Consider the following 21,652-nt stretch of genomic DNA (forward strand, 5'->3'; position numbering starts at 1 on the left):
CATGCCGGTAACGCAGCCGGGCCGGTCGTCGCGGCGCCGCCCCTGGCGCTGGTGGCCGATCCGGCGGATGCGGCGGCCGCCGCGCTGGCGCGCACGCTGGCCGCCGCGCTGGGCGAGGCGGACGGCCCGGCCCCGCTGCCGCTTCCCGCGCGCGGCTGGTCCGACATGCTGGAGCGGCTGGACGTGGACCAGCCGCGCCTGGCCGTGGCGCGCTACGACGCGCTGCGCCTGGCGCGGCAGTCCGCGGCTGCGCCGCTGGCAGTGCTGACGCCGCTGTCCATGCACGAGGTGCAAGTGCTCGTGCGCGCCGACTCGCCGCTGCGCCACCTGCACGAGTTGCGCGGGCTGCGCATCAACGCCGGCCCCGGCGCCGGCGCGCGGCGCCTGAGCGCGCGCACGCTGTACGAGGCAATGTTCGGCACGCCGCTGCCGGGCGCGCCCGGCGACGACCTGGACGAGGCCGCCGCGCTGCAGGCGCTGCTGCGCGGCGAGCTCGACGCGGTGGTGCTGGTGGCGCCGCAGCCCGCGCCGCCGCTGGCCGCGCTGCCGGCGGCGCAGGCACGCGCGCTGCGGCTGCTGGCGCTGGATGCGCGGCATCCCACCAGCCGGCATGTCCTGGACACCTTCCTGCCGGCGCGGCTGCGGCCCGAAGGCTTCGCGCCGGGGCTGCTCGACGCGCCGCTGCCGGCGCCGGCGCTGATGTCCTTCCTCGTCACCGGCGGGCGGCGCACGCCGCAGGCCGACGCGGCGCTCGGCCGCTTCGCCGCCGCGCTGTGCCGGCGGCTGCCGCTGCTGGCGCGCCTCGACCCGGCCTGGCGCGGCGTCGACCCGCGCCGGCGCCTGCCCACCAGCTGGCCCAACGCGGCGGCGGCGGAGGCGGCGCTGCGCGACTGCGCACCGGACCCGGACCCGGCGCCGGCCCTGGCGGCGCGAACGCCGGAGCTGCCGCGATGAAGCCCTTCCGACACGCGCCCGGACCCGGCGCGGGCGCCGCCCGGCGGCGGCGCCGACACGGGGCCGTCCCCGGGACGGCGACGCCGTCCGCCCTTCACTGCCTTACCAAGGAGCCGCTTGCCATGCTGATCAACGCTTCCCGCCTGGTGCTCGTCCCGCTGCTGGCCGCGCTGTCGGCGGCGCTGCCGGCCGCCGCGCAGAACGACGGCACGCCCGAAGCGGTGCGCGTGCGCGCCGTGGCGCACTTCGGGCCCGACAGCGTGCGCATGGACCCGCGCGACCGCGACGCCCTGCTGGCCGAGGTGGCCAAGCTGGGCGACGTGACCTGGAAGACCGTCACCGCCACCGGCCACACCGACAGCGCCGGCAGCGACGCCTACAACGAGCGTTTGGGCCGCCAGCGCGCCGACAGCGTGCGCCGCTACCTGGTGGGCAAGGGACTGTCGCCGCAGATGATCCGCACCGCCTCGGCCTCGGAGTCCGCGCCGGTGGCCGACAACGCCACGGCCGCGGGCCGGGCGCTGAACCGGCGTGCCGAGGTGGAGTTCGAGGGGGTGCGAATGATGAAGTGAGGCGGTGTGATGCCGCTGCTGGGCTTCAGCTGGTGAAGCCACGGGTGGCTGGCCGGAGCCGGTAGGAGGCCTGCTTGCAGGCCGAATTCGCGGCCGGGACAGGGTTCGGCCCGCAAGCGGGCCTACCGGCTGATGGCGGCACCTTGTTCCGGCACGACCGCTTCCTCCCCATCCCCAGACTCCAGCAGCGCCATCAGCCGCCGCAGCGCCGGCGAGGCCTCGCCGTGCCAGACCAGGTGCGTGCGGTTGCGCCGCACGCCATCGGGCAGCGGGTGCGCGGCCACGTCGCCCGCGGCGCGCAGCGACTTCAGGACGGAGCGCGGCACGATGGCGCAGCCGGTGCCCGCGGCCACGCACGCGACGATGGCCGGATAGCTGGCGAACTCCAGCACCCGCTCGGGCAGCACGTCGGCGGCGCCGAACCAGTCCTCCAGCCGCTTGCGGTAGGAGCAGCCCTGGGTGAAGGCCAGGATCGTGGCGCGCCGCAAGTCCGCCGCGCGCGTCACCGGCGCGTGGTCGCGGGCGGTGATCAAGACCAGCTCCTCCTCGAACACCGGCCGCGCGCTGAGCCCCGGCGCATTGAAGGGCTCGCTCACGAAGGCGGCCTCCAGCCGGTAGTCCGAGACCTTCTGGATCAGCGCCCCGGTGGTGCCGGTGGACAGCTCGATCACCACGCCCGGGTGCAGCCGGTGGTAGCGCGACAGCAGCGAGGGCAGCCGGCTGCCGGCCGTGCTCTCCAGCGAGCCGAGCCGGAACGGCCCGCGCGCCGGGCCGGTCTTCACGTCCGTCTCGGCCTCGTCGGCCAGCCGCAGCAGCCGCTCGGCATGCACCAGCAGCCCCTCGCCCTCGGCCGACAGCACCAGGGAGCGCCCCTGGCGCCGGAACAGCGCCACGCCCAGGCGCTCTTCGAGCTGCTTGATGCGCGTGGTGACGTTGCTCTGCACGCGGTTGAGGCGCGCCGCGGCGCGGATCACGCCGCCCTCGCGCACGACGGTGCGGAAGATTTCCAGCGATTCGAGGTCGAGGCTTCTCATCCCGAGAATGGTAGTTCTCGATTATTCATTTGTGCGGATGCTTTCCAGCGGGTCCAATCGCGGCATGGACAGCACCGCCACCCGCGCCCCTTCCCTGCCCGCCGCCGAGGCGGCCGCGACGCCGCTGTGGCTGGTGTGCCTGGCCGGCGCGCTGGCGCTGGCGGTGGCGATGGGCATCGGCCGCTTCGCCTTCACGCCGCTGCTGCCGCTGATGCAGCGCGAAGCTTTCATCGGCAGCGCCGAAGGGGCCTGGCTGGCCGCCGTGAACTACCTGGGCTACCTGGTGGGCGCGCTCACCGCGTCACGGCTGGCCCGGCATCCGCGCCGGCTGGTGCTGGGCAGCCTGGTCGGCACGGCGCTGGTGACGGCCGGGGCCGGCGTGTTGCACGGCTTCCCGGCCTGGCTGCTGCTGCGCGGCGCCGCCGGGGTGCTGAGCGCGTGGGTGATGGTGGGCGTCAGCGCCTGGGCCATCGCGGCGCTGGCGCGCGGCGGGCGGCCGGAATGGGGCGGCTGGGTGTACGCGGGCGTGGGCCTGGGGATCATGGGCGCCGGCGGCCTGGGCGTGACGCGTGCCGGCGACGGCGCCGCCGCCCTGTGGCTGGAGCTGGGCCTGCTGGCCGTGCCGGCGCTGGTCGCCGTGGCCTGGGCCTGGAAGCGCGACGCCGCCCCGGCCGCGGCGCCCGCCGCGGCGGCTCCCCAGCCCGCACTGGGCGGCGTGCCGCGCGGCAACCGGGGGCTGGTGATCGCCTACGGCACCTTCGGCTTCGGCTACATCCTGCCGGCGACCTATCTGCCGGCGATGGCGCGCACCCTGGTGGACGACCCGCGCCTGTTCGGCCTGGCCTGGCCCGCCTTCGGGCTGGCGGCGGCCGTCTCGACGCTGGTTGCCGGGCGGCTGCTGAAACGCTTCCGGCTCTTCGACGTCTGGGCCTTCTGCCATGGGCTGATGGCGCTGGGCGTGCTGCTGCCGCTGTTCAGCCTCTCGGGCTGGAGCATCGGCGCGGCGGCGCTGGCGGTGGGTGGCACCTTCATGGTCGCGACCATGGCGGGCCTGCAGCTGGCGCGCGCCCGCGCCGCGCACCACCCGGCGCCGCTGCTGTCGCGCATGGTGGCCGCCTTCGCCACCGGCCAGATCGCCGGGCCGCTGGTGGCGCTGGGCGTGGCCCGGCTGACGGGCGGCAACGGCACCGAGCCGACGCTGGCGCTGGCGGCGCTATTGCTCGTCGGCACGGCCATCTGGCTGGCGCGGCAGGAGGATTGACAGGTGGTCAATCAAACCATGCGAAACAGCCCGTGCTTGAACCGCAGCCTCCAAGATCCGTTCGCCCTGAGGTATCGAAGGGTGAATCCGACAGGCCGTGAATTCCGTTCGTCCTGAGGTATCGAAGGATGAACGCTCCAGCCGAGCAGCCGCCATCCAGGAACCTTCAAACTTCCCAAAACACGCATCCAGGGAAATTCCAACCATGACCGAAACACAACCCGTCCCCCGCATCATTCCCCAGGGCACCGGCCCCGAGCGCCTGCCCCTGCCCCCGCTGGAATCCCTGACCGAGGAGCAGCGCGCCGCCGCGCAGGCCCTGATCGACGGCCCGCGCAAAGGCGTTTACGGCCCCTTCGTCCCGCTGTTGCGCACCCCCGCCCTGCTGGACCGCGTCGCGCAACTGGGCGAGGTGCTGCGATTCAACGGCACGCTGGAGGCGCGCATCCGGGAACTGGTGATCGCCACCGCGGCGGCCGAAGTGGGCAATCAATTCGAATGGGTGATGCACGAGCCGCTGGCGCGCGCGGCGGGCGTGTCGGCCGAGGCGCTGGAATCCATCCGCGTCGGGGCGCGGCCGGAGGGTTTACAAGGCAATGAGCAGGTGGCCTTTGATTTCACCGCGGAACTGCTGCGTCGCAACGGGGTTTGCGATGTGACTTATGGGCGGGCGGTGGAATGCTTCGGCGAGGCGGGGGTGGTCGAGCTTTCCACGCTGATCGGGTATTTCGTGATGGTGTCCTGGATGATGAATGTGGGGAGGACGCCGTCACGGCCAGTTTCAGGAGTGCAGGGGCTGACAGCGCATCCCCTGTAGCAAATGCTTCGCCGATAGGGTGCTAGTGGCGAGAGTCGCAAACTCGTATACCGCTTGACTGGCAGGTTCCGGCCAAATACGGGCGGACAGCCTGCCTTTCCGATCGGCTTTTCAAGACCGGTTGCGGACGGTCGGTCGTCAGCATCACCAGCCCACTCGTGCCCGAGGCAAATATCAGAGATGGCTGATTGTTGATGCGTCTATCGTCTATTTAAGACCAGAAAGCACTGATCTTAAAAACAACTCATCGGAAACAAAAACATAACTCTGATAATTGGATCTGATGGCGTGCGAGCTTGGTTGACAGATCGTCAACCAAGCACTCTAGTCGCCCCTTCCAAGCGCCTCGGTTAAAAAAACAATTAATTTTTCTTTTGCGGCCACCAAGTCACTGCGATCATTAAAAGAAATATAAATGATTCCACCAAAGTCTGCAGGCATCTTGGCGCCAGCCTCTCGAATTATTGCTATGCGGCCTTTTCCATGAGAGCGAGTGAAGAAGCCTGCCTCAAGCAAAACGTTGTCGCGCGGGATGGCGTCAAATGATGCCTTTCCTGTCGATATGTTTTGTATTTCGTCATCCTTTGTAAACAGAAAAATTCCGGAACGACAGCGCTCGGAGGCTCGCTCGATTTCTTCAAGGATCGTGGCGCCTGATGGCTTGAAGTCCCTACTCCAATCAACAACAGAAAAGTTATTATTTTCAAGATAATCTCGAATCTCCATGGCAACTGGGCTTGCCTTGCTGCAGTAGCCTAAAAAAACGTCTCGGCGTCCGCACACAACCGCCGCCCATGCATTAAAGTGATTCGTGAAACTGGACGAATTTACCCATTGTTCGGCCACGTTCTTTGGGATAATTGATGGTTTGATTCCGCTGGCAAAGAGCCCGCTTCGATCCATGTCTTCCTCAAGTAAGATCAGGACAGGGAGGCCAAGAGAGATGGCGAGCCCACCTTCAAGGTGATTGTATGGTGTTGGTTGAGGTTGAGAGATTAATGTTGTTTTGCTTCTGGCTTTGATGCCAGGTTTTAAAACATGGACATGTGACCGTGCCAAACCCAGCACTACCGCTCCATCGCACCGCCGCAGTAAAGCTGATGCTCGCTCCACGCTCCAATCGTTCAATAAAGGCGGTGTAGTCACGCCCCACTGCTCTGATTCAAAGCCGATAACTTCAAAACCGCTGTCTTGAATGAAGGCGATTATTGAGCGTTTCAGTGATTGGCGACGACTATCGAGATGCCGGTCATCCGGCACGCTGATAAAAAGCTTTGCCTTTTTGTTCACGGCTAACCCCTCCGTCAATAAGTCTTAAATACCTGCTTCAAAACTACAGCATAACAAAGATTTCGATGAGAAAAAGATATAAGAGCGATTGTTTTTGCTGGAAACATGGTTGTTTATTGTTGGACGGCAGAGGTTCGCGTGCATTGCTGACGGTGCGAACGAAATTTCTTATGACTGTGCGCCAATTGTCTGATATGGGCGCGGAGTTCCAGCAGCAGTCGCAACGTGAGCAAAGCGCAACAAAGCTCGCTGCCGGCCGAATTTTGTAATTCATTAGCCGCTATTGGACAGCCGGTTTCGCTGCTGACCGGATGCCGGCGAAACTGAGATAACTGTCGGCAATGGGCACGAATCTGCCATTCAAGCAATACAGGATCGTGTGACTCGCACCACTAGGCGGCCTTTTACAGTGGCAGATTATGATTGAGAAGAAATAAATCCTTCAATATCTCTGCCGTCAGTTCAATGGCCCCTAATACCTGTCGTGACAGCATCGGGCTGCCATGTGAAAGCTCGTTTTGTAAATGAGGCCAAGGTGCTCATGATTGGTCAATATGCGTGCTCATGAAAGTGCAGGCGTGCTGCAGAAACAAATGTTTTGATGCCCATGTTCAAGCAACGGGTTCAAGTAGGTGCGTGTCGGCAGCCGTCAATGAGAAGTGTTTGAAAGTCGCCCAAATGCCCTTTTGTCACGAGATCGATGCCGCAGCCCGCGCGATCTGCCAAAATGGCAAAATGGCCATCAAGAATTCCGCTTTCAACATGAGATGCGACACCAACCGTCCCATCCACCTCGCAGCTTTTCACCACCACCAACCTCTCCGCATTCAACCTCATCGCCAACCACAGCGCCAAACTGTCCGAAGTGACATCCCAGGAAGTCAGTTCGTCGGGTTGCTCTCTCAATAATTCCAGCGGCATCCACAACGCCGTCTTCCCCGCCCGCAACGCCCGCCGAATATCCGCATCCCGCCCCGCCAGTTGCAGTGAGGGATAAAGCGAGCGCAAAAGCAACGCGCTCTGCCCCATCCCCAATATCGCCATGTTGTGCGCGCACAAATCGTCGAATCCCCAGCCGGTTTGCGAGGCGCGCACCTGGTCCACGAACGGCCCGCCGCCCGGGACGATCACCACCCGGCCACGCCCCAGCGTGCCCAGCAGTTCCAGCCAGCGCCGCAGCAGCGGCGGGTCGGACTGCAGGCTACCGCCGAGCTTCACCACCCACATCTCAACCGCGCTCCTGCGCCAGCAGCAGCCCCACCGCCACGGCCGGGGCACACACCTGCGCCTGACGCACCAGCCCGGCGTCGGATGCGCCATCCAGCCGCACTGCCCGCGCCGCGAAGTGCTCGCAGGGCCGGCCGCGCAAGGCCGCCAGCTTCTCCACCAGGAAACAGCCGCAGCCGGCCGACACCAGCGGTGCGTCCAGCGGCAGCCCGGCCTCGCGCAGCACCTTGTCGAGATTGCGGCCGATCTCCAGCAGCTGCTCCGCGCGCCAGGCGCGCGCGAAGTCCGCCCAGGCCTCCTCGCCGCCTTCGTCCGCGTCGCGCCCCACCATGCGCGCCAGGCGGCGGCGGGTGGACAGTGCATCCTTGGGGCCGTGGTCGGCGGCGGGGTGCTGGTCGTGCGCGGGGTCGAGCTCGCCCAGTAGCCGGTACACGTCCGCCGTCGTGGCGAAGAACTCGTTCATGACGTTGTGCGGCACGCCCTCGAAGTCGATGCGCCGCGCCAGCGCGCACAGCGGCGTGCGCACCACGCCCTGGTAGACCAGCTCGCCGTGCACCAGCCGCTGCGCGTCGCTGCGCCCGCGCGCGGCGGGGCGGCGGCCCAGCAGCGGGATCAGGTCGCAGGTGGTGCTACCGATGTCCACCAGCAGCCCGTGCCCCACGCTGCGCGCCGCCAGCGTCGCGGTGGCCAGCCAGTTGGCCGAGGCCACGTCCTCCCAGCGCGCCGACACGTCGTCCGACTCGATGAAACCGTCCTCGCCGGCCCAGAAGCCCACGCCCGCGCCCGGCTGCTGCGCCAGCCGCTCGGCGATGCACGCCACCCCCTCGGCGCGGCTGGCGAACAGGTCGGCCATCTCGCCGGTCATGGTCACGGCGTGACGCGCCTGCGCCATGCCGGGCCAGCGCGAGCGCGCCTGCGCCAGCACGGCATCGAGCCGGTCCAGCCCCTCCCACAGCGGGCAGGCCCACTGCACCGCGTCGCGCAGCCGGCCGCCCACGAGCAGGCTCGCCTTCACGTGCGCGCCGCCGATGTCCCAGCCGATGACGGTATCCCGCAGGGCTTCGACAGGCTCAGCCCGAACGGAATCGGATTGGGATGCCATGGCCCCGGCCGAAAAGGGCTCAGGCCGCATGGCGCAGCTCCGCGCGTGAGGAGAACTGCTGGAGCGCCTCCAGCGCGATGCGCCGGCCCAGCTGCTGCGACAGCCCGACGAAGGCGGTCGTGTAGCGCGGGTTCACCTCGATCAGCACCGGCCCGCGCGCCGGGTGCCAGACCAGGTCGATGCCCACGCAGCCGCGCAGCCCGGGGAGCGCCAGCACCACGTCGCGCGCCAGGCGCTGCAGCGCGGGAGCGCGGCCGTCGTCCAGGGCGATGGCGCCGGTGGCGACGCCGCCGAAGCACAGCGCGCCGTCGGCCGCCAGCGTCACGTGCTGGCGGTTGATGCTCAGCAGCTCGGTGGCTTGCGGCCCGCACAGCAGCGACAGGCTCAGCGCCTCGCCCTCCACCCACGGCTCCAGCGTGGCGCTGGCGTTCATGCGCCGGCGCTGGGCCAGGTCGGCCCGGGCCTCGGCCACGCCGGCGTGCACGCGGGCGTGCAGGCCGCCGGCGCCGTCGTCGGGCTTCACGATCCAGCGCGTGGCCTCGCCGGTGCCGCTGAGCGCCAGCGGCGTGGGCAGGCCCAGCCGCGCCAGGTGCTCCAGCGTCGCGAGCTTGCTGCCGGCGACGCGGATGGCGGCGCTGTCGCAGCCGATCCAGCCCAGCGGCCCGACCAGCTTGCGCAGGCAGCCCAGCAAGCCCCCGGTCTCGGGCGCGACGATCCAGCTCGCATCGTGCGCGCCGGCCTGGCGCAGCACGAAGTCGTGCGGCGACTCCTCGGGGCGTGGCCGCACCCAGCGCAGGTTCGGCGCCTTCGTGAAACCTTCGGGCCCGGATGTTGCGGCGCTAATCTGAACGCCCGGCACGCCGGCCAGGTCCGCCACCAGCGCGTCGCGCATGGCCGTGCCCTGTTCCAGCAGATCCTCGTCGTCGCCGTCCTCGCCGCCGACCAGGCCGCCGCCGCTGAGAAATTCGTAGATGAACACACGCTGCTCACGCAGGGCTGGCATGACTGACTTCCTTCTCGTTCCCGTGATCGATCTGCTCGATGGCCAGGTGGTGCGCGCCGTGCGCGGCCAGCGAGAGGGCTATCGGCCCATCGAATCGGCGCTGTGCCCCGGCAGCAGCGAGCCGCTCGCCGTCGCCCGCGCGCTGCGCGAGGCCGCCGGCGCGGACCTGCTCTATGTGGCCGACCTCGACGCCATCCTTGGCCGCGCGCCGCAGGTGGCGCTGCTGGCGCGCCTGCTCGACGGCCTGCCCGGCCTCACGCTGTGGCTGGACGCCGGTTTCAGCGACTTGCCCTCGGCGCGGCGCGTGCTGGCCGCGCTGGGCGAGGCCGCGCCGCGCGTGCGGCCGGTGTTCGGCACGGAGTCCTTGGGCTCGGTGGACGCCTTGGCCGAGTGCTTTCCCGGCGGCGAGGCCGCTCCCGCGCTCGACGGGCTGCTGTCGCTGGACCGCCGCGGCGAGGCGCCGATGGACCCGGCCGGCGCCTGGGACGAGCCCGGGCGCTGGCCGCGCGAGCTGATCGTGATGACGCTGGACCGCGTCGGCGCCGACGCCGGGCCGGACCTGGACACGCTGTATGCCGTGCGCGAGCGCGCGCCGCGGGCGCGGCTGTTCGGCGCGGGCGGCGTGCGCGATGCCGCCGACCTGGAGGCCGCGCGCGCCGCCGGCGCCGCCGGCTGGCTGGTGGCCAGCGCGCTGCACGACCTGAAGCTGAAGCCGCGCGGGCGCTGAAGCGGCGGCTCCGAGGGCTCGCCGGCAAGGGGAAAGGGGCGCTGACGGCCGGGGTTTCATGGGGGCGGTGAAACACGATCCGTGCCATGGCTGTCCGGGATAAGTTGAGGGCGACGAGCATCCCGACAGCACGGGTGCCCCGCCTCATGCTTCGTCATTCCGGCGAAAGCCGGAATCCACGAACGCCGCCATGTCTCGCTGGTCAGCGCACGTACGTGCCCGCGTCGGCCGTTTCGCCGTAGCAGTGCGCGTGGATTCCGGCTTTCGCCGGAATGACGGATCGGGGTGCGGGCCGCCCGTGCCAGCCGGCTACCGGCAATCGCCTGCTTCGCTCGGACAGGCTGGGCCGCCGCTGACCGCCCCGCCCCTCCCCCCGCAACACTGTGTCCCACCCCCGGACCACAGTGGGACACACCGGCGCAGCCGCCGCCCCGGTGCTGCCCGGCGCATCCCGGCGCATGCCCCGTGCCGCGCCGCAATGGCATGCCCCTTGCGGACATGCCGCCCCATGGATGACGCCCGCGCCACCGGTTCTCCCCCTGACGCCGCCGCAGCCGCCGCCCCCTGGACCTGCCCGTTCTGCACCCTGCTGTGCGACGGCTTCGGCGTGGACGCGCAGCCCGACGGCAGCCTGCGCCTGTCCGGCAGCGACTGCCCGCGCGCGCGCGCCGGCCTGGCGCAGTTCACGGCCACGCCCGACACGGCCGCCACGCCGCGCATCAACGGCCAGCCCGCCACGCTCGACGCCGCCGTGGCCGCGGCGGCGCGGCTGCTGCGCCGCAGCCGGCTGCCGCTTTTCGGCGGCCTGGGCACCGACGTGGCCGGCGCGCGCGCGCTGTATCGCCTGGCCGAGCGCAGCGGCGCCGTCAGCGACCATGCCAACGGACCAGCCCTCTTCACCGCCGCGCGCGCGCTGCAGGACCGCGGCGGCTTCACCACCACCCTCGCCGAGGTGCGCACCCGCGCCGATCTGCTGGTCTGCCTGACGCGGCCCAGCGACAACTTCCCCGAGTTCTTCCGCCGCTGCGGCGTGGGCGACACCTCGCTGCTGGCGCAGCGCCGCATCGTGTACCTGGGCCTGGAGCCCGAAGCCGCGCTGCAAGGCCTGCCGGGCGTGAGCGTGGAGACGCTGCCGCTGCAAGGCGGCGACCTGTTCACCACCCTGTCCGTGCTGCAGGCGCTGTGCGCCAACCGGCCCGTGCCGGGCGCGGACGCGGCGCTGGTGGACTTGTCAGAAGCGCTGGCCGCCGCGCACTACGCCGTGCTGGTGTGGGAGCCGGCGCGGCTGGGCGGGCACGGCGCGCTGGCGGCGGAAAGCCTGCACCAGATCGTCAACACCCTCAACCACGCCACCCGCGCCGCCTCGCTGGCGCTGGGCGGCAACGACGGCGCCGGCACCGTGCAGCAGGTGTTCACGTGGCTGTCCGGGCTGCCCACGCGCACGCACTGCTCCCCGCTGGGCCTGGAGCACGACCCGCTGCGCCACGACGCGGCACTGCTGCTGGCGCGCGGCGACGTGGACGCGCTGCTGTGGGTCAGCGCCTTCCACCCGGTGGCGGCGCCTGATGCCGGGCTGCCGACGCTGGTGCTGGGACACCCGGACACGCCGGCCTGCGCCGCCGAGAGCGTGTTCATCCCGGTGGCGACGCCGGGCATCGGCCACGCCGGGCACCTGTTCCGCACCGACGGCACGGTGCTGATGCCGCTGCGCGCGCTGCGCGGGGAGTCGCTGCCGGGCGTGGCGCAGGCCGTGGCGGCGATCACGGCGGCATTCGAGTCGGTCGAAAGGGTCGAGACGGCATGACGACGCTGGTCATCAGGAACGGCCACCTGGTCGATCCGGCCTCCGGCCTGGACGCGGTGGGCAACCTCTACGTGCGCGACGGCCGCATCGTCGCGCCCGACGCCGCGCTCGATGCCGGCGCACCCGTCTTCGACGCCTCGGGCTGCGTGGTAATGGCCGGCGGCATCGACCTGCACACCCACATCGGCGGCGGCAAGGTCAACCTGGCGCGGCTGCTGCTGCCCGAGGACCACCGCCGCGGCCGCGACCCGGTGCCGCGGCCGGTGAACCCGCTGGAGCTCGACGCCTGCGGCACCTGCGCGCCGGGCACGCTCTACACCGGCTACCGCTACGTCGAGATGGGCTACACGGCCGCCTTCGAGCCGGCCATGGTGCTGAGCAACGCGCGCCACGCGCACATGGAGATGGGCGACGTGCCCATCCTCGACCACGGCGCCTACGTGATGCTGGGCAACGAGGAGCTGCTGCTGCAGATGCTCGCCGAGGGGCAGCCCTTCGAGCGCATCCGCGACTACGTCGGCTGGGCCGTGGACTCGTCCAAGGCCATGGGCGTGAAGGTGGTCAACCCGGGCGGCATCTCGGCCTTCAAGTTCAACCAGCGCCGCCTCGACGTGGACGGCACGCACGCGCACTGGGGCATCACGCCGCGCCAGGTCATCCAGACGCTGTCGCGCGCCGTGCACGAGCTGGGCATGGCGCACCCGCTGCACATCCACTGCAGCAACCTCGGCGCGGCCGGCAACATCGCCTCGACCTTCGCCACCATCGACGCGCTGGAGGGCCGCCCCGGGCACCTGACCCACGTGCAGTTCCACAGCTACGGCACCGAGGGGCCCTACAAGTTCTCGTCGGCGGCGCGGCAGCTGGCCGAGGTGGTGAACGCGAACCCGAACGTCTCCATCGACGTCGGCCAGGTCATCTTCGGCCAGACCGTCACGGCCTCGGGCGACACCATGAGCCAGCTCGCCACCGCGGCGCTGGCGCATCCGCGCAAGTGGACCGGCGCCGACATCGAGTGCGTGGGCGGCTGCGGCGTGGTGCCCTTCAGGTACCGCGAGCAGAGCTACGTGAACGCCCTGCAGTGGTCGATCGGGCTGGAGCTGTTCCTGCTGATCCGGGACCCGTGGCGCGTGGTGCTGACCACCGACCATCCCAACGGCGGTCCCTTCACCAGCTACCCGCACCTGATCCGGCTGCTGATGGACAAGGCCTTCCGCGACGAGCAGCTGGCGAAGCTGCACCCGGAGGTGGCGGCGCAGTCGGCACTGAAGGACATGACGCGCGAGTACACGCTGCAGGAAATCGCCATCGTCACCCGCGCCGGTCCGGCGCGGCTGCTGGGGCTGAAGGACCGCGGCCGGCTGGCGCCGGGCGCGGCCGCCGACATCGCGGTGTACCGGCGCGAGGCGGATCCGGAGGCCATGTTCACGGCGCCGGCGCTGGTGTTCAAGGACGGGCAGCTGGTGGCGCAGTCCGGGCGCATCGTCTCGGTGCCCACCGGCGGCACGCACTTCACGACGCCCGACTACGACCGCAGCATCACGCAGGTGATCGGGAAATGGTCCGAGCGCCACGGCAGCGTGCACCCGCGGCACCTGGGCATCGGGCGCGACGAGCTGTGCGCCTGCTGCAACGGCGGGCGGCTGCTGCCGGCGGCGTGCTTCGAGACGGAGGGGCAGGCATGACGGCGGCCGTGCAGGTCAACGGCATCCAGGTGGACGACGAGTTCGCCGAGGCCTTCCCGATGAAGGGCACGCGGCTGCTGATCACCGCGCACAACGTCGAGTGGGCGCGCCATGCCGCCGTCACGGCCACGGGCTTTGCCACCTCCGTCATTGCCTGCGGCTGCGAGGCCGGCATCGAGCGCGAACTGGTGGCGGAGGAAACGCCGGACGGGCGCCCGGGCGTGTCGGTGCTGATCTTTTCCATGTCCGGCAAGGAGCTGGCCAAGCAGGTCGAGCGCCGCGTCGGGCAGTGCGTGCTGACCTGCCCGACCACGGCCGTGTTTGCCGGGCTGGACGAGGGCGAGGCCATCGCGCTGGGCAGGAACCTGCGCTTCTTCGGCGACGGCTGGCAGACCAGCAAGGTCATCGACGGGCGGCGCTACTGGCGCGTGCCGGTGATGGACGGCGAGTTCGTCGCGCAGGAAACCACCGCCGTGGTCAAGGGCGTGGGCGGCGGCAACCTGCTGCTGATCGCGCGCGACACGGCCGCGGCGCTGGGCGCGGCCGAGGCCGCGGTGGCGGCGATGCGCGAGGTGCCGGGCGTGGTCATGCCCTTTCCCGGCGGCGTGGTGCGCTCCGGCTCCAAGGTCGGCAGCAAGTACAAGACGCTGATGGCCTCGACCAACGACGCCTTCTGCCCGTCGCTGGCCGGCCTGTCGCCGCGCAGCCTGCTGGCGCCGGGACAGGACTGCGTGATGGAGATCGTCATCGACGGGCTGTCCGAGGCCGACGTGGCCGCGGCCATGCGCGCCGGGCTGCAGGCGGCCACGGCGCGGGGCGTGGAGAGCGGCCTGCTGCGCATCTCCGCGGGCAACTACGGCGGCAAGCTCGGCCCCTTCCATTTCCATTTGCACAAGCTGCTGGGGGAGACGGCATGAGCTGGGTGCTGAGCCTGATGCAGCCGCCGCCGCTGCGGCTGGACCTGCGCTCGCTGCTGCCGGCGAAGCTGGCCGGGCTGAGCCCGGCGGCCGTTGAAACCCTGCCGCTGTGGCAGGGCCGGCAGGCGCTGCCGCTGGCGGAGTTCTTCACCGTGGCGCGCGGCGACGGCCCGGACGATTCACTCGTGTTCGAAGGCGACTGCTCGCGTTGCGACCGCATCGGCTGGCAGCTGCAGGCCGGGCGCATCGAGGTGCACGGCGACGCGGGCGACCTGGTCGGCACCGGCATGGGCGGCGGCGAGATCGTGATCGACGGCAGCGCCGGGCTGCTCGCCGGCTGCGAGATGCAGGGCGGGCGGCTCACGGTGCTGGGCGACGTGGGCGACTTCGCCGCCGCGCCGCTGCCCGGCAGCATGGAAGGCGTCAAGGGCGGCGTGCTGCTGGTGCACGGCCGGGCCGGCGCGCGGCTGGCCGACCGGATGCGCCGCGGCCTGGTGCTGGTGCACGGCGGCGCGGGCGATTTCACGGCTTCACGCCTGGTGGCCGGCACCGTGGCGGTGGGCGGCGCGCTGGGCGCGCATCCGGGCTTTCACATGCGCCGCGGCACGCTGCTGTGCCTGGGCGCGGCGCCGGCGGCGTCGCCCGGCTTCATCGAGACGCGCCACGACGCGGGCGTGATCTGGCAACTGCTGGCGCGCTCGCTGGCGCCCTACGGCGGCGCCTTCGCCGGGCTGCCTTCGCGGCGCGCGCGGCGCCTGGCCGGCGACCTCGCCATGGGCGGGCGAGGCGAGCTGCTGCTGCCGGCCTGACTCACTTTTCCCCTTCAAACCAACTCAAGGAACACGCGATGAGCAAGGACTATCTCTTCCACGCCGGCGAGGCCACGGTGCTGGCCGCCGAGGGCCAGTTCACGGACGCGATGCCGGAAATTCTGATCGGCCGCACCGACGGCCCGGTGGGCCAGGCCTTCGCCAACATGATGGCCCAGAGCAAGGGCCACACCGCCATGTTCGCCATCCGCGCCTGCAACCAGCTCGTGCGCCCGGCGACGATGCTGGTCCCGAAGGTCACGCTCAAGGACACGGCCAACATCGAGCTCTTCGGCGGCGTGGTGCAGTCGGCCACGGCCGACGCGGTGGTGGACTGCCTGATCGAGGGCGTGATCCCCAAGGAGCTGGCCAACGAGCTGTGCATCATTTCCCTGGTCTGGATCGACCCGCGCTGCGCCACGCATGCCGAGCTCGACAAGAAGGACATGTACCGCACCAACTACGACGCCACCAAGCTGGCGATCCGCCGCGCGCTGGCCAACGAGCCCTCGGTGGACGAGCTCATCGCCAACCGCAACACCATCCGCCACGACATGGACGACTGGAGCTGATCGGCGCCAGACTGCGCCTTGCGGCGGCAGTTGGAGCCCGCGATTCCCGCGCGTGCAGCGCGCCGCATGGAGGGATGTGCGATGACGCAATGGCGCAAGTCCACGGCCGACACGGTCTACAGCCCCGAGGAAATCGAGGCGCGGTTGAAGGAAGAGCTGCCGCGCTGGTACTACGAGGACGGCTGGATCCGGCGCAAGTACAAGACCAGCGGCTGGAAGTCCACGCTGATGGTGGTCAACACCATCGGGCAGCTGGCCGAGGCCGCGTGGCACCACCCGGATCTCACCGTCTCCTACGCCTTCGTGACCGTCAAGCTCATGAACCATGCCGCCAAGGGCGTGACGGACAAGGACTTCGCGCTGGCGCGCAAGTTCGAGGAGGTGCTGATGTGGCAGCCCGGCGCGGACGAGGACTCGCCGCTGGAGGGCACGCCCGACGATCCGCGCTTCAAGCACATGAAGTACGACTGATGCCCATGGCCGAGAGCAACCGGCGCCTGGCGCTGTTCGACCTGGACCACACGCTCATCCCCTTCGACAGCGGTCGCGAGTGGCTGCTGTTCCTGGCCGCTCGCGGCGCGGTGGACGAGGCCGCGGAAGCGCGCTACCTCGACGCCTGCCGCGCACTGGTGAGCGGGCGCGGCGGCATCGAGGCGCTGCACCGCGCCGTGGTGGCGCCGCTGGCCGACGTGGCCGAGGCGCGGCTGGCGCAGTGGGTGGCCGAGTTCGAGGCCGTCATGGCGGCGCGCGTGCCGCGCTCGGCGCTGGCGCTGGTGGCGCGGCACCGCGAGGCCGGCGACCGCTGCGCCATCGTCACCACCACCACGCGGCTTGTGGCCGCGCCCTTCGCGCGCATCTTCGGCGTGCCGCACCTGCTGGCCACCGAGCCGCGCCGCGCGGGCGGCCGGCTCAGCGGCGAGATCGAGGGCGAGCCCTGCCACCGCGCCCACAAGGTGACGCACGTGCGGCGCTGGCTAGCGGCCGAGGGCCTGTCGCTGGGCGATTTCGCGCGCAGCTTCTTCTACTCCGACGCCCACGGCGACCTGCCGCTGCTGGAGGCGGTGACGGACCCGGTGGCGGTGCGCCCCGACGACCGGCTGCGCGCCCTGGCGCGCGAGCGCGGCTGGCCGGTGCTGGGGACGGCGGATGTGGCGGTTTGAGCCCGTGTCGCGCGCACTGACGAGTTCCGTTCGTCCTGATGCTTCGATACCTCAGCACAGGGCACGCCCTGCGGGCGTGTCGAAGGATGAACGGCCCCGGCTGTGTGGCGGACCGCAAGAGCCTTGCGGATTCGCCCTTCGATACCTCAGGGCTTACGCATCAGCTTGCCAACGGCTTCCGGCCACCGCTGCAGCCTGTCGGATTCGTCCTTCGATACCTCAGGACGAACGGGTTGGTTGGCAGGCTGAGAAGCCATGGTGCATAGGCTTGGCCGCCGCGGCGCTGGCACTGCTGCTGTCCACCGCCGCCCACGCCGCGCCCGCGCTGGCCTACATCACCAACCAGGGGAGCCACGACGTGAGCGTGGTGGACGTGGCGCAGCGCCGCGTGGTGGCGACCGTGCCGGTGGGGCGCTCGCCGGCCGGGGTGGCGGTGGCGGGCGAGCGCGTCTTCGTCACCAACCCGGACAGCCGCGAGCTGGCCGTGATCGAGCCCGGCAGCAGCGGCGGCGCCGGCGCGCGGCTGCTGGCCACGCGCGCGGCCGGCGAGCAGCCGCTGGGCATCGCCGCGGCGCCGGACGGGCGCAGCGTCTGGGTCGCGGACTGGCAAGGTCAGCGCCTCATCGGCTTCGACACGCGCACGCTGGAGCGCATCGGCGACGTCGCCGTGGGCCGCACGCCGTCGGGCGTGGCGATCGCCGCCGACGGCGCCACGGCCTATGTCGCCGAGCGCGACGACGACGTGGTGGCGGTGGTGGACTTGCCGGCGCGGCGCGTCGTGGCGCGCATCGCCGTCGGGAGCCACCCCTTCGCGCTGCTGCTCGACGCGGCGCGCGGCCGGCTGCTGGCGCTCAACGTGCAGGGCGACGACATGAGCGTGGTGGACCTGCGCCAGCGCCGCGAAGTCAGGCGCGTGCCGCTGGGCCGCGCGCCCTACGGCGCGGCGCTGTCCGGCGACGGCGCGCGCCTTTTCGTCACCAACCAGCACGACGGCACGGTGAGCGTGCTCGACGCGCAGAGCTACGCGCCGTTGCGGCGCCTGGAGGGCTTCGGCCACCCGGAGGGCGTGGCGGTGCTGGGCGCGGAGCTGCTGGTCGTCAACTGGATGGACGACGACCTCTCCGTGCTCGACGCCGACAGCGGCCGGCTGCGCGCGCGCATTCCCACCGGCACCAATCCCCGCGGCTTCGGCGCCTTCGTGGCGACCGGGCCCTGACCGCCTGACCGCCATTTCCCACCCCGCGACCCATTGAGGAGACAAGTCGCATGCATCACCTGCTGTCCCGAAGATCCCTGTTCATTGCCGGCGCGGCCCTGGCCGCCTCGCAGCTCGCCCTGGCGCACGGCCCGACGCGGCAGAAGGTGGTCGAGAAGGTCACCATCGACGCCCCCGCCGCCGTGGTGTGGGACAAGGTCAAGAGCTTCGACGCGCTGGCGCAGTGGCACCCGGCCGTGGCCTCCAGCCCGGCCGACAAGGGCAACGCCGTCGGCTCGGTGCGCACCATCGCGCTCAAGGGCGGCGGCGAGCTGATCGAGACCCTGGAGGGCTACAGCGAGGAGCAGCGCCGCTACAGCTACCGCGCCAGGGACGGCGGCGCGCTGCCGGTGACGAACTACACCTCCACGATCCAGGTCACGCCCGACGGCGACGCGAAGTCGGTGGTGGAGTGGCGCGGCGCCTTCTACCGCGCCTTCCCCGGCAACGACCCGCCGCCGGACAAGAACGACGACGCGGCGGTGAAGGCCATCACCGGCGTGTACCAGACCGGGCTGGCGAACCTGAAGAAGGCCGTCGAGGGCAAGTAGGGCATGAGCCCGCGCCTGACCGCCCTGGGCGCGGCGCTGGCCGCCGCGCTGCTGGCCACGGCCTGCGCGCTGCCGCCCGCGCCCGGTGCGCAAGCGCCGCCCGGCGCCGCTGCCGACGGCGCCGCACCGCAGCAGGTGGCACCGGGCGTTTACGTCCTGCCCGGCCGGCATGCCGTCTGGGACGCCGCACACGGCGACGTGGCCAACACCGGCTTCATCCTGGGCAGCCGCTGCGCGGCGGTGATCGACAGCGGCGGCAGCCCGGCGCAGGGGCGCGCGCTGCTGGCGGCGCTGCGCCGCGTCAGCCCGCTGCCGGTGTGCTACCTGGTCAACACCCACGCGCATCCGGACCACGTCATGGGCAACGGCGCCTTCGCCACGGCCAATGCCGGCAAGGCGCCACAGGTGGTCGGGCACGTGAAGCTGGCCGCGGCGCTGGCGGCGCGCGCGCCCTACTACCTGCGCGCGCTGGAGCGCGAAGGCGCCGCCGAGATCCCGCAGCGCATCGCGCCGCCGACGCTGGCCGTGGCGGACCGGCTGGAGCTGGACCTGGGCGAGCGGCCGCTGCTGCTGCGTGCCTGGCCCACGGCGCACACCGACGCCGACCTGACCGTGCTCGACGAGCGCAGCGGCACGCTGTGGCTGGGCGACCTGGCCTTCGACGGCCACCTGCCCGTGCTCGACGGCCGGCTGCTGGGCTGGCTGCAGGTGCTCGACGAGCTGGGCCGCGAGCCGGCGCGCCGCGCCGTGCCGGGCCATGGCCGGGTGATGGAAGACTGGCCGGCGGGCCTGGCGCCGACGATTGAATACCTCGCCGGCTTGCGCCGGGAGACGGAAGCCGCGCTGGGCCAGGGCTTGAGCCTGGCCGAGACCGTCGAGGCCACGCGCTTGCCTGGACAATGGCAGCTGGCGGAGGATTTCCACCGCCGCAACCTCACGGCCGCCTACGCCGAGCTGGAGTGGGCGCGCTGACCGGGTGTCACGAAGCTTTCCTGGAGGTGCCCATGAAGTTCCTGCCTTCAGACCCGTCCCGCCGCCATGTCCTGGGCCTGCTGCTCGCGGCGCCGGCCGTCGCGCGTGCGCAGCTGCGCACGGCCGAGGAGCTGGAGGACAACCCGCGCTGGCTGCAGCAGCGCGAGGCGCTGTTCGCCCGCCGCCCGATCGCCGAGGACGAGTCGCTGCTGACGCTGCAGGCGCCCGCGCGTGCCGAGGACGCGGCCGTGGTGCCGCTGGCCATCCGCGCGGGCTTCGCGCAGGGCGAGGGCGGGCTGTCGGTGCGGCGGCTGGTGCTGGTCATCGACAACAACCCCTCGCCGCTGGCCGCGATGGTCGAGTACGGGCCGGCCAGCGGCCGCGCCGACCTGGAGACGCGGGTGCGCATCGACGAGTACGGCTTCGTGCGCGCCGTGGCCGAGCTCTCCGACGGCCGCCTGGTGATGAGCAAGCGCTTCGTGAAGGCCTCGGGCGGCTGCTCCGCGCCGCCGGGCAAGGACGCCGAGGCCGCGCGCGCCACGCTGGGCCGCATGCGGCTAGCAGTGCAGGAGGACGCGGCGGCCGGGCAGCCGGTGCGCGCGCAGCTCATGGTCAGCCATCCCAACGACTCCGGGCTGGTGATGGACCAGGCCACGCGGCTCTACACCAAGGCGCAGTTCGTGCGCCGCATCGAGCTGGCCTACGCCGGGCGGCCGCTGCTGGCGGCCACGGTGGACTTCTCGATCAGCGAGAACCCGCACCTGCGCTTCTGGCTCAAGGCCGAGCCGCGCGGCGGGGAGCTGGTCGCCCGCGTGGACGACACCGAGGGCCGGCACTTCGAGCAGCGGCTGCAGCTCGGGGCCTGAAATCCGGCACCTCCACGGGAAACGCATCCTGGCCGCCCTCCGCCCCCTCCCGCCGCTGCCGTCCTCGCCCGCGCGCCGCCGCCTGGCGCTCGCGGCGCTGGCGCTGCTGACGGCTCCCGGTGTGACGGCAGCCCCCGCGGCTTCGAACCCGCCGCCCGCACGCTACGGCGCGGCGCAGGCGCTGGCGCCGGGGGTGTTCGTCTTTCCTGGCGGCGTGGAGGGCCCCGATGCTGGCAACCAGGGCGCTGTCGGCAACCTGGGCCTGATCGACACGCCGGCCGGGCCGGTGATGGTCGAGACCGGCGGCTCGTACCGGCTGGCGCGCTGGGCCATCGGCCAGGCGCGGCGGCTGACCGGGCGCCGGCCCGTGCTGGCCGTCATCACGCAGGCGCGGCCGGAGTTCCTGATGGGCGGCGCGGCGTACGCCGAGGCCGGCATCCCGGTGCTGGCGCATGCCGCCACGGCCGAGCTGATGGCGCAGCGCTGCCACGAGTGCCTGCGCCACCTGCGCGCCGACCTGGGCGAGGCGGTGATGCAGGGCACGCGGCTGGTGCTGCCGCAGCGCCGCATCCACGGCGGCGAGACGCTGGAGTTCGGTGGTCGCCGCATCGCCCTGCTGCATGTCGCGGGCCACACCGCGGGCGACCTGGTGGTGCTGGACGAGCGCAGCGGCGTGGCCTTCGCCGGCGCGCTGGTGCCGGCGCGGCGCATCCCGGAGCTCGACCCGGGCCGCGAGGCCGCACCCTGGCGCGCGGCGCTGCGCCAGTTGGCCGCGCAGCCGCGGCTGGACACGCTGGTACCGGGCTACGGCGCACCGGGCGCGGCGCCGGGGCTCATCGACGCGGCGGCGGCCTATCTCGCGGCGCTGGAGACCGAGGTGCAGGCACTGCTGGACGGCGGCGCGGACCTGATCGAGGCGCAGCGCCGCGCCGGGCTGCCGGCCTGGGCCGACTGGGCGCGCTACGACGCCTTCCACCGCCGCAACGTGCAGCGCCAGTACCTGGCGGCCGAGCTGCGCTGGCTGGCCGCGCCGGACGCCACGGCGGCGCCGCGCTGAAGCGGCCGGCCGGCCGG

General features: G+C 71.4%; 22 protein-coding genes. 17 read left to right on the forward strand and 5 right to left on the reverse strand.

The annotated features are described in order from the left end of the window. A partial coding sequence (locus tag FJ694_RS25930; RefSeq protein WP_198321001.1) for a TAXI family TRAP transporter solute-binding subunit occupies nucleotides 1-954 on the forward strand: 954 nt, incomplete at its 5' end. A gap of 122 nt (nucleotides 955-1,076) precedes the next feature. Next, nucleotides 1,077-1,526 carry an OmpA family protein gene (locus FJ694_RS25935; RefSeq protein ID WP_157270253.1) on the forward strand — a complete coding sequence of 150 codons (450 nt, stop codon included), beginning with the start codon at nucleotides 1,077-1,079 and terminating at the stop codon, nucleotides 1,524-1,526. Nucleotides 1,527-1,648: 122 nt separating this feature from the next. On the opposite strand, the gene FJ694_RS25940 is transcribed toward FJ694_RS25935, so the two are convergent. Next, nucleotides 1,649-2,560 carry a LysR family transcriptional regulator gene (locus FJ694_RS25940; RefSeq protein ID WP_157270255.1) on the reverse strand — a complete coding sequence of 304 codons (912 nt, stop codon included), beginning with the start codon at nucleotides 2,558-2,560 and terminating at the stop codon, nucleotides 1,649-1,651. A gap of 64 nt (nucleotides 2,561-2,624) precedes the next feature. Between FJ694_RS25940 and FJ694_RS25945 the strand changes: the two genes are divergently transcribed. Together FJ694_RS25945 and FJ694_RS25950 are read left to right on the forward strand one after the other, a co-directional pair. Then, nucleotides 2,625-3,821, forward strand: coding sequence for a YbfB/YjiJ family MFS transporter (locus tag FJ694_RS25945; protein ID WP_157270257.1), 1,197 nt, complete (start codon nucleotides 2,625-2,627; stop codon nucleotides 3,819-3,821). A 205-nt stretch (nucleotides 3,822-4,026) separates the two neighbouring features. Further along, the gene (locus tag FJ694_RS25950) at nucleotides 4,027-4,638 is read left to right on the forward strand and encodes a carboxymuconolactone decarboxylase family protein (protein ID WP_157270259.1); all 612 of its coding nucleotides are present in this window, start codon (nucleotides 4,027-4,029) and stop codon (nucleotides 4,636-4,638) included. Between the two features lie 324 nt (nucleotides 4,639-4,962). On the opposite strand, the gene FJ694_RS25955 is transcribed toward FJ694_RS25950, so the two are convergent. The 4 genes from FJ694_RS25955 to FJ694_RS25970 form a co-directional block, all read right to left on the reverse strand. Beyond that, nucleotides 4,963-5,928: a TIR domain-containing protein gene (locus FJ694_RS25955; protein ID WP_157270261.1), complete on the reverse strand. Its 966-nt coding sequence runs from the start codon at nucleotides 5,926-5,928 to the stop codon at nucleotides 4,963-4,965. 624 nt (nucleotides 5,929-6,552) lie between these two features. Then, the gene (locus FJ694_RS25960; RefSeq protein ID WP_157270263.1) at nucleotides 6,553-7,155 is read right to left on the reverse strand and encodes an amino acid kinase family protein; all 603 of its coding nucleotides are present in this window, start codon (nucleotides 7,153-7,155) and stop codon (nucleotides 6,553-6,555) included. Between the two features lies 1 nt (nucleotide 7,156). Continuing rightward, nucleotides 7,157-8,257 (reverse strand): hydantoinase/oxoprolinase family protein, encoded by a 1,101-nt coding sequence (locus FJ694_RS25965; protein ID WP_157270265.1) that lies wholly within the window; start codon nucleotides 8,255-8,257, stop codon nucleotides 7,157-7,159. Between the two features lie 19 nt (nucleotides 8,258-8,276). Continuing rightward, a complete protein-coding gene (locus FJ694_RS25970) occupies nucleotides 8,277-9,260 on the reverse strand; it encodes an ATP-grasp domain-containing protein (protein ID WP_157270267.1) in 984 nt (327 codons plus the stop codon). On the opposite strand from FJ694_RS25970, the gene FJ694_RS25975 reads away from it, so the two are divergent. From FJ694_RS25975 to FJ694_RS26035, 13 genes are all read left to right on the forward strand, one after another. Next, complete coding sequence (locus FJ694_RS25975; protein WP_157270269.1) at nucleotides 9,259-9,987, forward strand: HisA/HisF-related TIM barrel protein; 729 nt, start codon at nucleotides 9,259-9,261, stop codon at nucleotides 9,985-9,987. The genes FJ694_RS25970 and FJ694_RS25975 overlap by 2 nt on opposite strands. A gap of 508 nt (nucleotides 9,988-10,495) precedes the next feature. Continuing rightward, nucleotides 10,496-11,791: a molybdopterin-binding domain-containing protein gene (locus tag FJ694_RS25980; RefSeq protein ID WP_157270271.1), complete on the forward strand. Its 1,296-nt coding sequence runs from the start codon at nucleotides 10,496-10,498 to the stop codon at nucleotides 11,789-11,791. Next, a complete protein-coding gene (locus tag FJ694_RS25985) occupies nucleotides 11,788-13,476 on the forward strand; it encodes a formylmethanofuran dehydrogenase subunit A (RefSeq protein ID WP_157270273.1) in 1,689 nt (562 codons plus the stop codon). Before FJ694_RS25980 ends, FJ694_RS25985 begins: the two co-directional genes overlap by 4 nt. Beyond that, nucleotides 13,473-14,393 carry a formylmethanofuran--tetrahydromethanopterin N-formyltransferase gene (gene fhcD, locus FJ694_RS25990; RefSeq protein WP_157270275.1) on the forward strand — a complete coding sequence of 307 codons (921 nt, stop codon included), beginning with the start codon at nucleotides 13,473-13,475 and terminating at the stop codon, nucleotides 14,391-14,393. Before FJ694_RS25985 ends, fhcD begins: the two co-directional genes overlap by 4 nt. Next, nucleotides 14,390-15,202, forward strand: a complete 813-nt coding sequence (locus FJ694_RS25995) for a formylmethanofuran dehydrogenase subunit C (RefSeq protein ID WP_157270277.1) — start codon at nucleotides 14,390-14,392, stop codon at nucleotides 15,200-15,202. Before fhcD ends, FJ694_RS25995 begins: the two co-directional genes overlap by 4 nt. Before the next feature lie 38 nt (nucleotides 15,203-15,240). Continuing rightward, nucleotides 15,241-15,774 (forward strand): formaldehyde-activating enzyme, encoded by a 534-nt coding sequence (gene fae / locus FJ694_RS26000; RefSeq protein ID WP_157270279.1) that lies wholly within the window; start codon nucleotides 15,241-15,243, stop codon nucleotides 15,772-15,774. 81 nt (nucleotides 15,775-15,855) lie between these two features. After that, nucleotides 15,856-16,245 (forward strand): 4a-hydroxytetrahydrobiopterin dehydratase, encoded by a 390-nt coding sequence (locus FJ694_RS26005; RefSeq protein WP_157270282.1) that lies wholly within the window; start codon nucleotides 15,856-15,858, stop codon nucleotides 16,243-16,245. Nucleotides 16,246-16,250: 5 nt separating this feature from the next. Continuing rightward, the gene (locus FJ694_RS26010) at nucleotides 16,251-16,934 is read left to right on the forward strand and encodes an HAD family hydrolase (protein ID WP_157270284.1); all 684 of its coding nucleotides are present in this window, start codon (nucleotides 16,251-16,253) and stop codon (nucleotides 16,932-16,934) included. Nucleotides 16,935-17,202: 268 nt separating this feature from the next. Further along, nucleotides 17,203-18,150, forward strand: coding sequence for a YncE family protein (locus FJ694_RS26015; RefSeq protein ID WP_232540225.1), 948 nt, complete (start codon nucleotides 17,203-17,205; stop codon nucleotides 18,148-18,150). A 50-nt stretch (nucleotides 18,151-18,200) separates the two neighbouring features. Continuing rightward, nucleotides 18,201-18,740, forward strand: coding sequence for an SRPBCC family protein (locus FJ694_RS26020; protein ID WP_157270288.1), 540 nt, complete (start codon nucleotides 18,201-18,203; stop codon nucleotides 18,738-18,740). Between the two features lie 3 nt (nucleotides 18,741-18,743). Then, on the forward strand, nucleotides 18,744-19,712 hold the full coding sequence (locus tag FJ694_RS26025) for a quinoprotein relay system zinc metallohydrolase 2 (protein WP_157270290.1): 969 nt from the start codon (nucleotides 18,744-18,746) through the stop codon (nucleotides 19,710-19,712). Nucleotides 19,713-19,744: 32 nt separating this feature from the next. Continuing rightward, nucleotides 19,745-20,578: a quinoprotein dehydrogenase-associated SoxYZ-like carrier gene (locus FJ694_RS26030; RefSeq protein ID WP_157270292.1), complete on the forward strand. Its 834-nt coding sequence runs from the start codon at nucleotides 19,745-19,747 to the stop codon at nucleotides 20,576-20,578. A 121-nt stretch (nucleotides 20,579-20,699) separates the two neighbouring features. Then, the gene (locus FJ694_RS26035; protein ID WP_157270295.1) at nucleotides 20,700-21,635 is read left to right on the forward strand and encodes an MBL fold metallo-hydrolase; all 936 of its coding nucleotides are present in this window, start codon (nucleotides 20,700-20,702) and stop codon (nucleotides 21,633-21,635) included. Nucleotides 21,636-21,652: the final 17 nt, after the last annotated feature.

It is taken from the genome of Azohydromonas aeria, assembly GCF_009760915.1.
GTDB lineage: Bacteria > Pseudomonadota > Gammaproteobacteria > Burkholderiales > Burkholderiaceae_C > Azohydromonas > Azohydromonas aeria.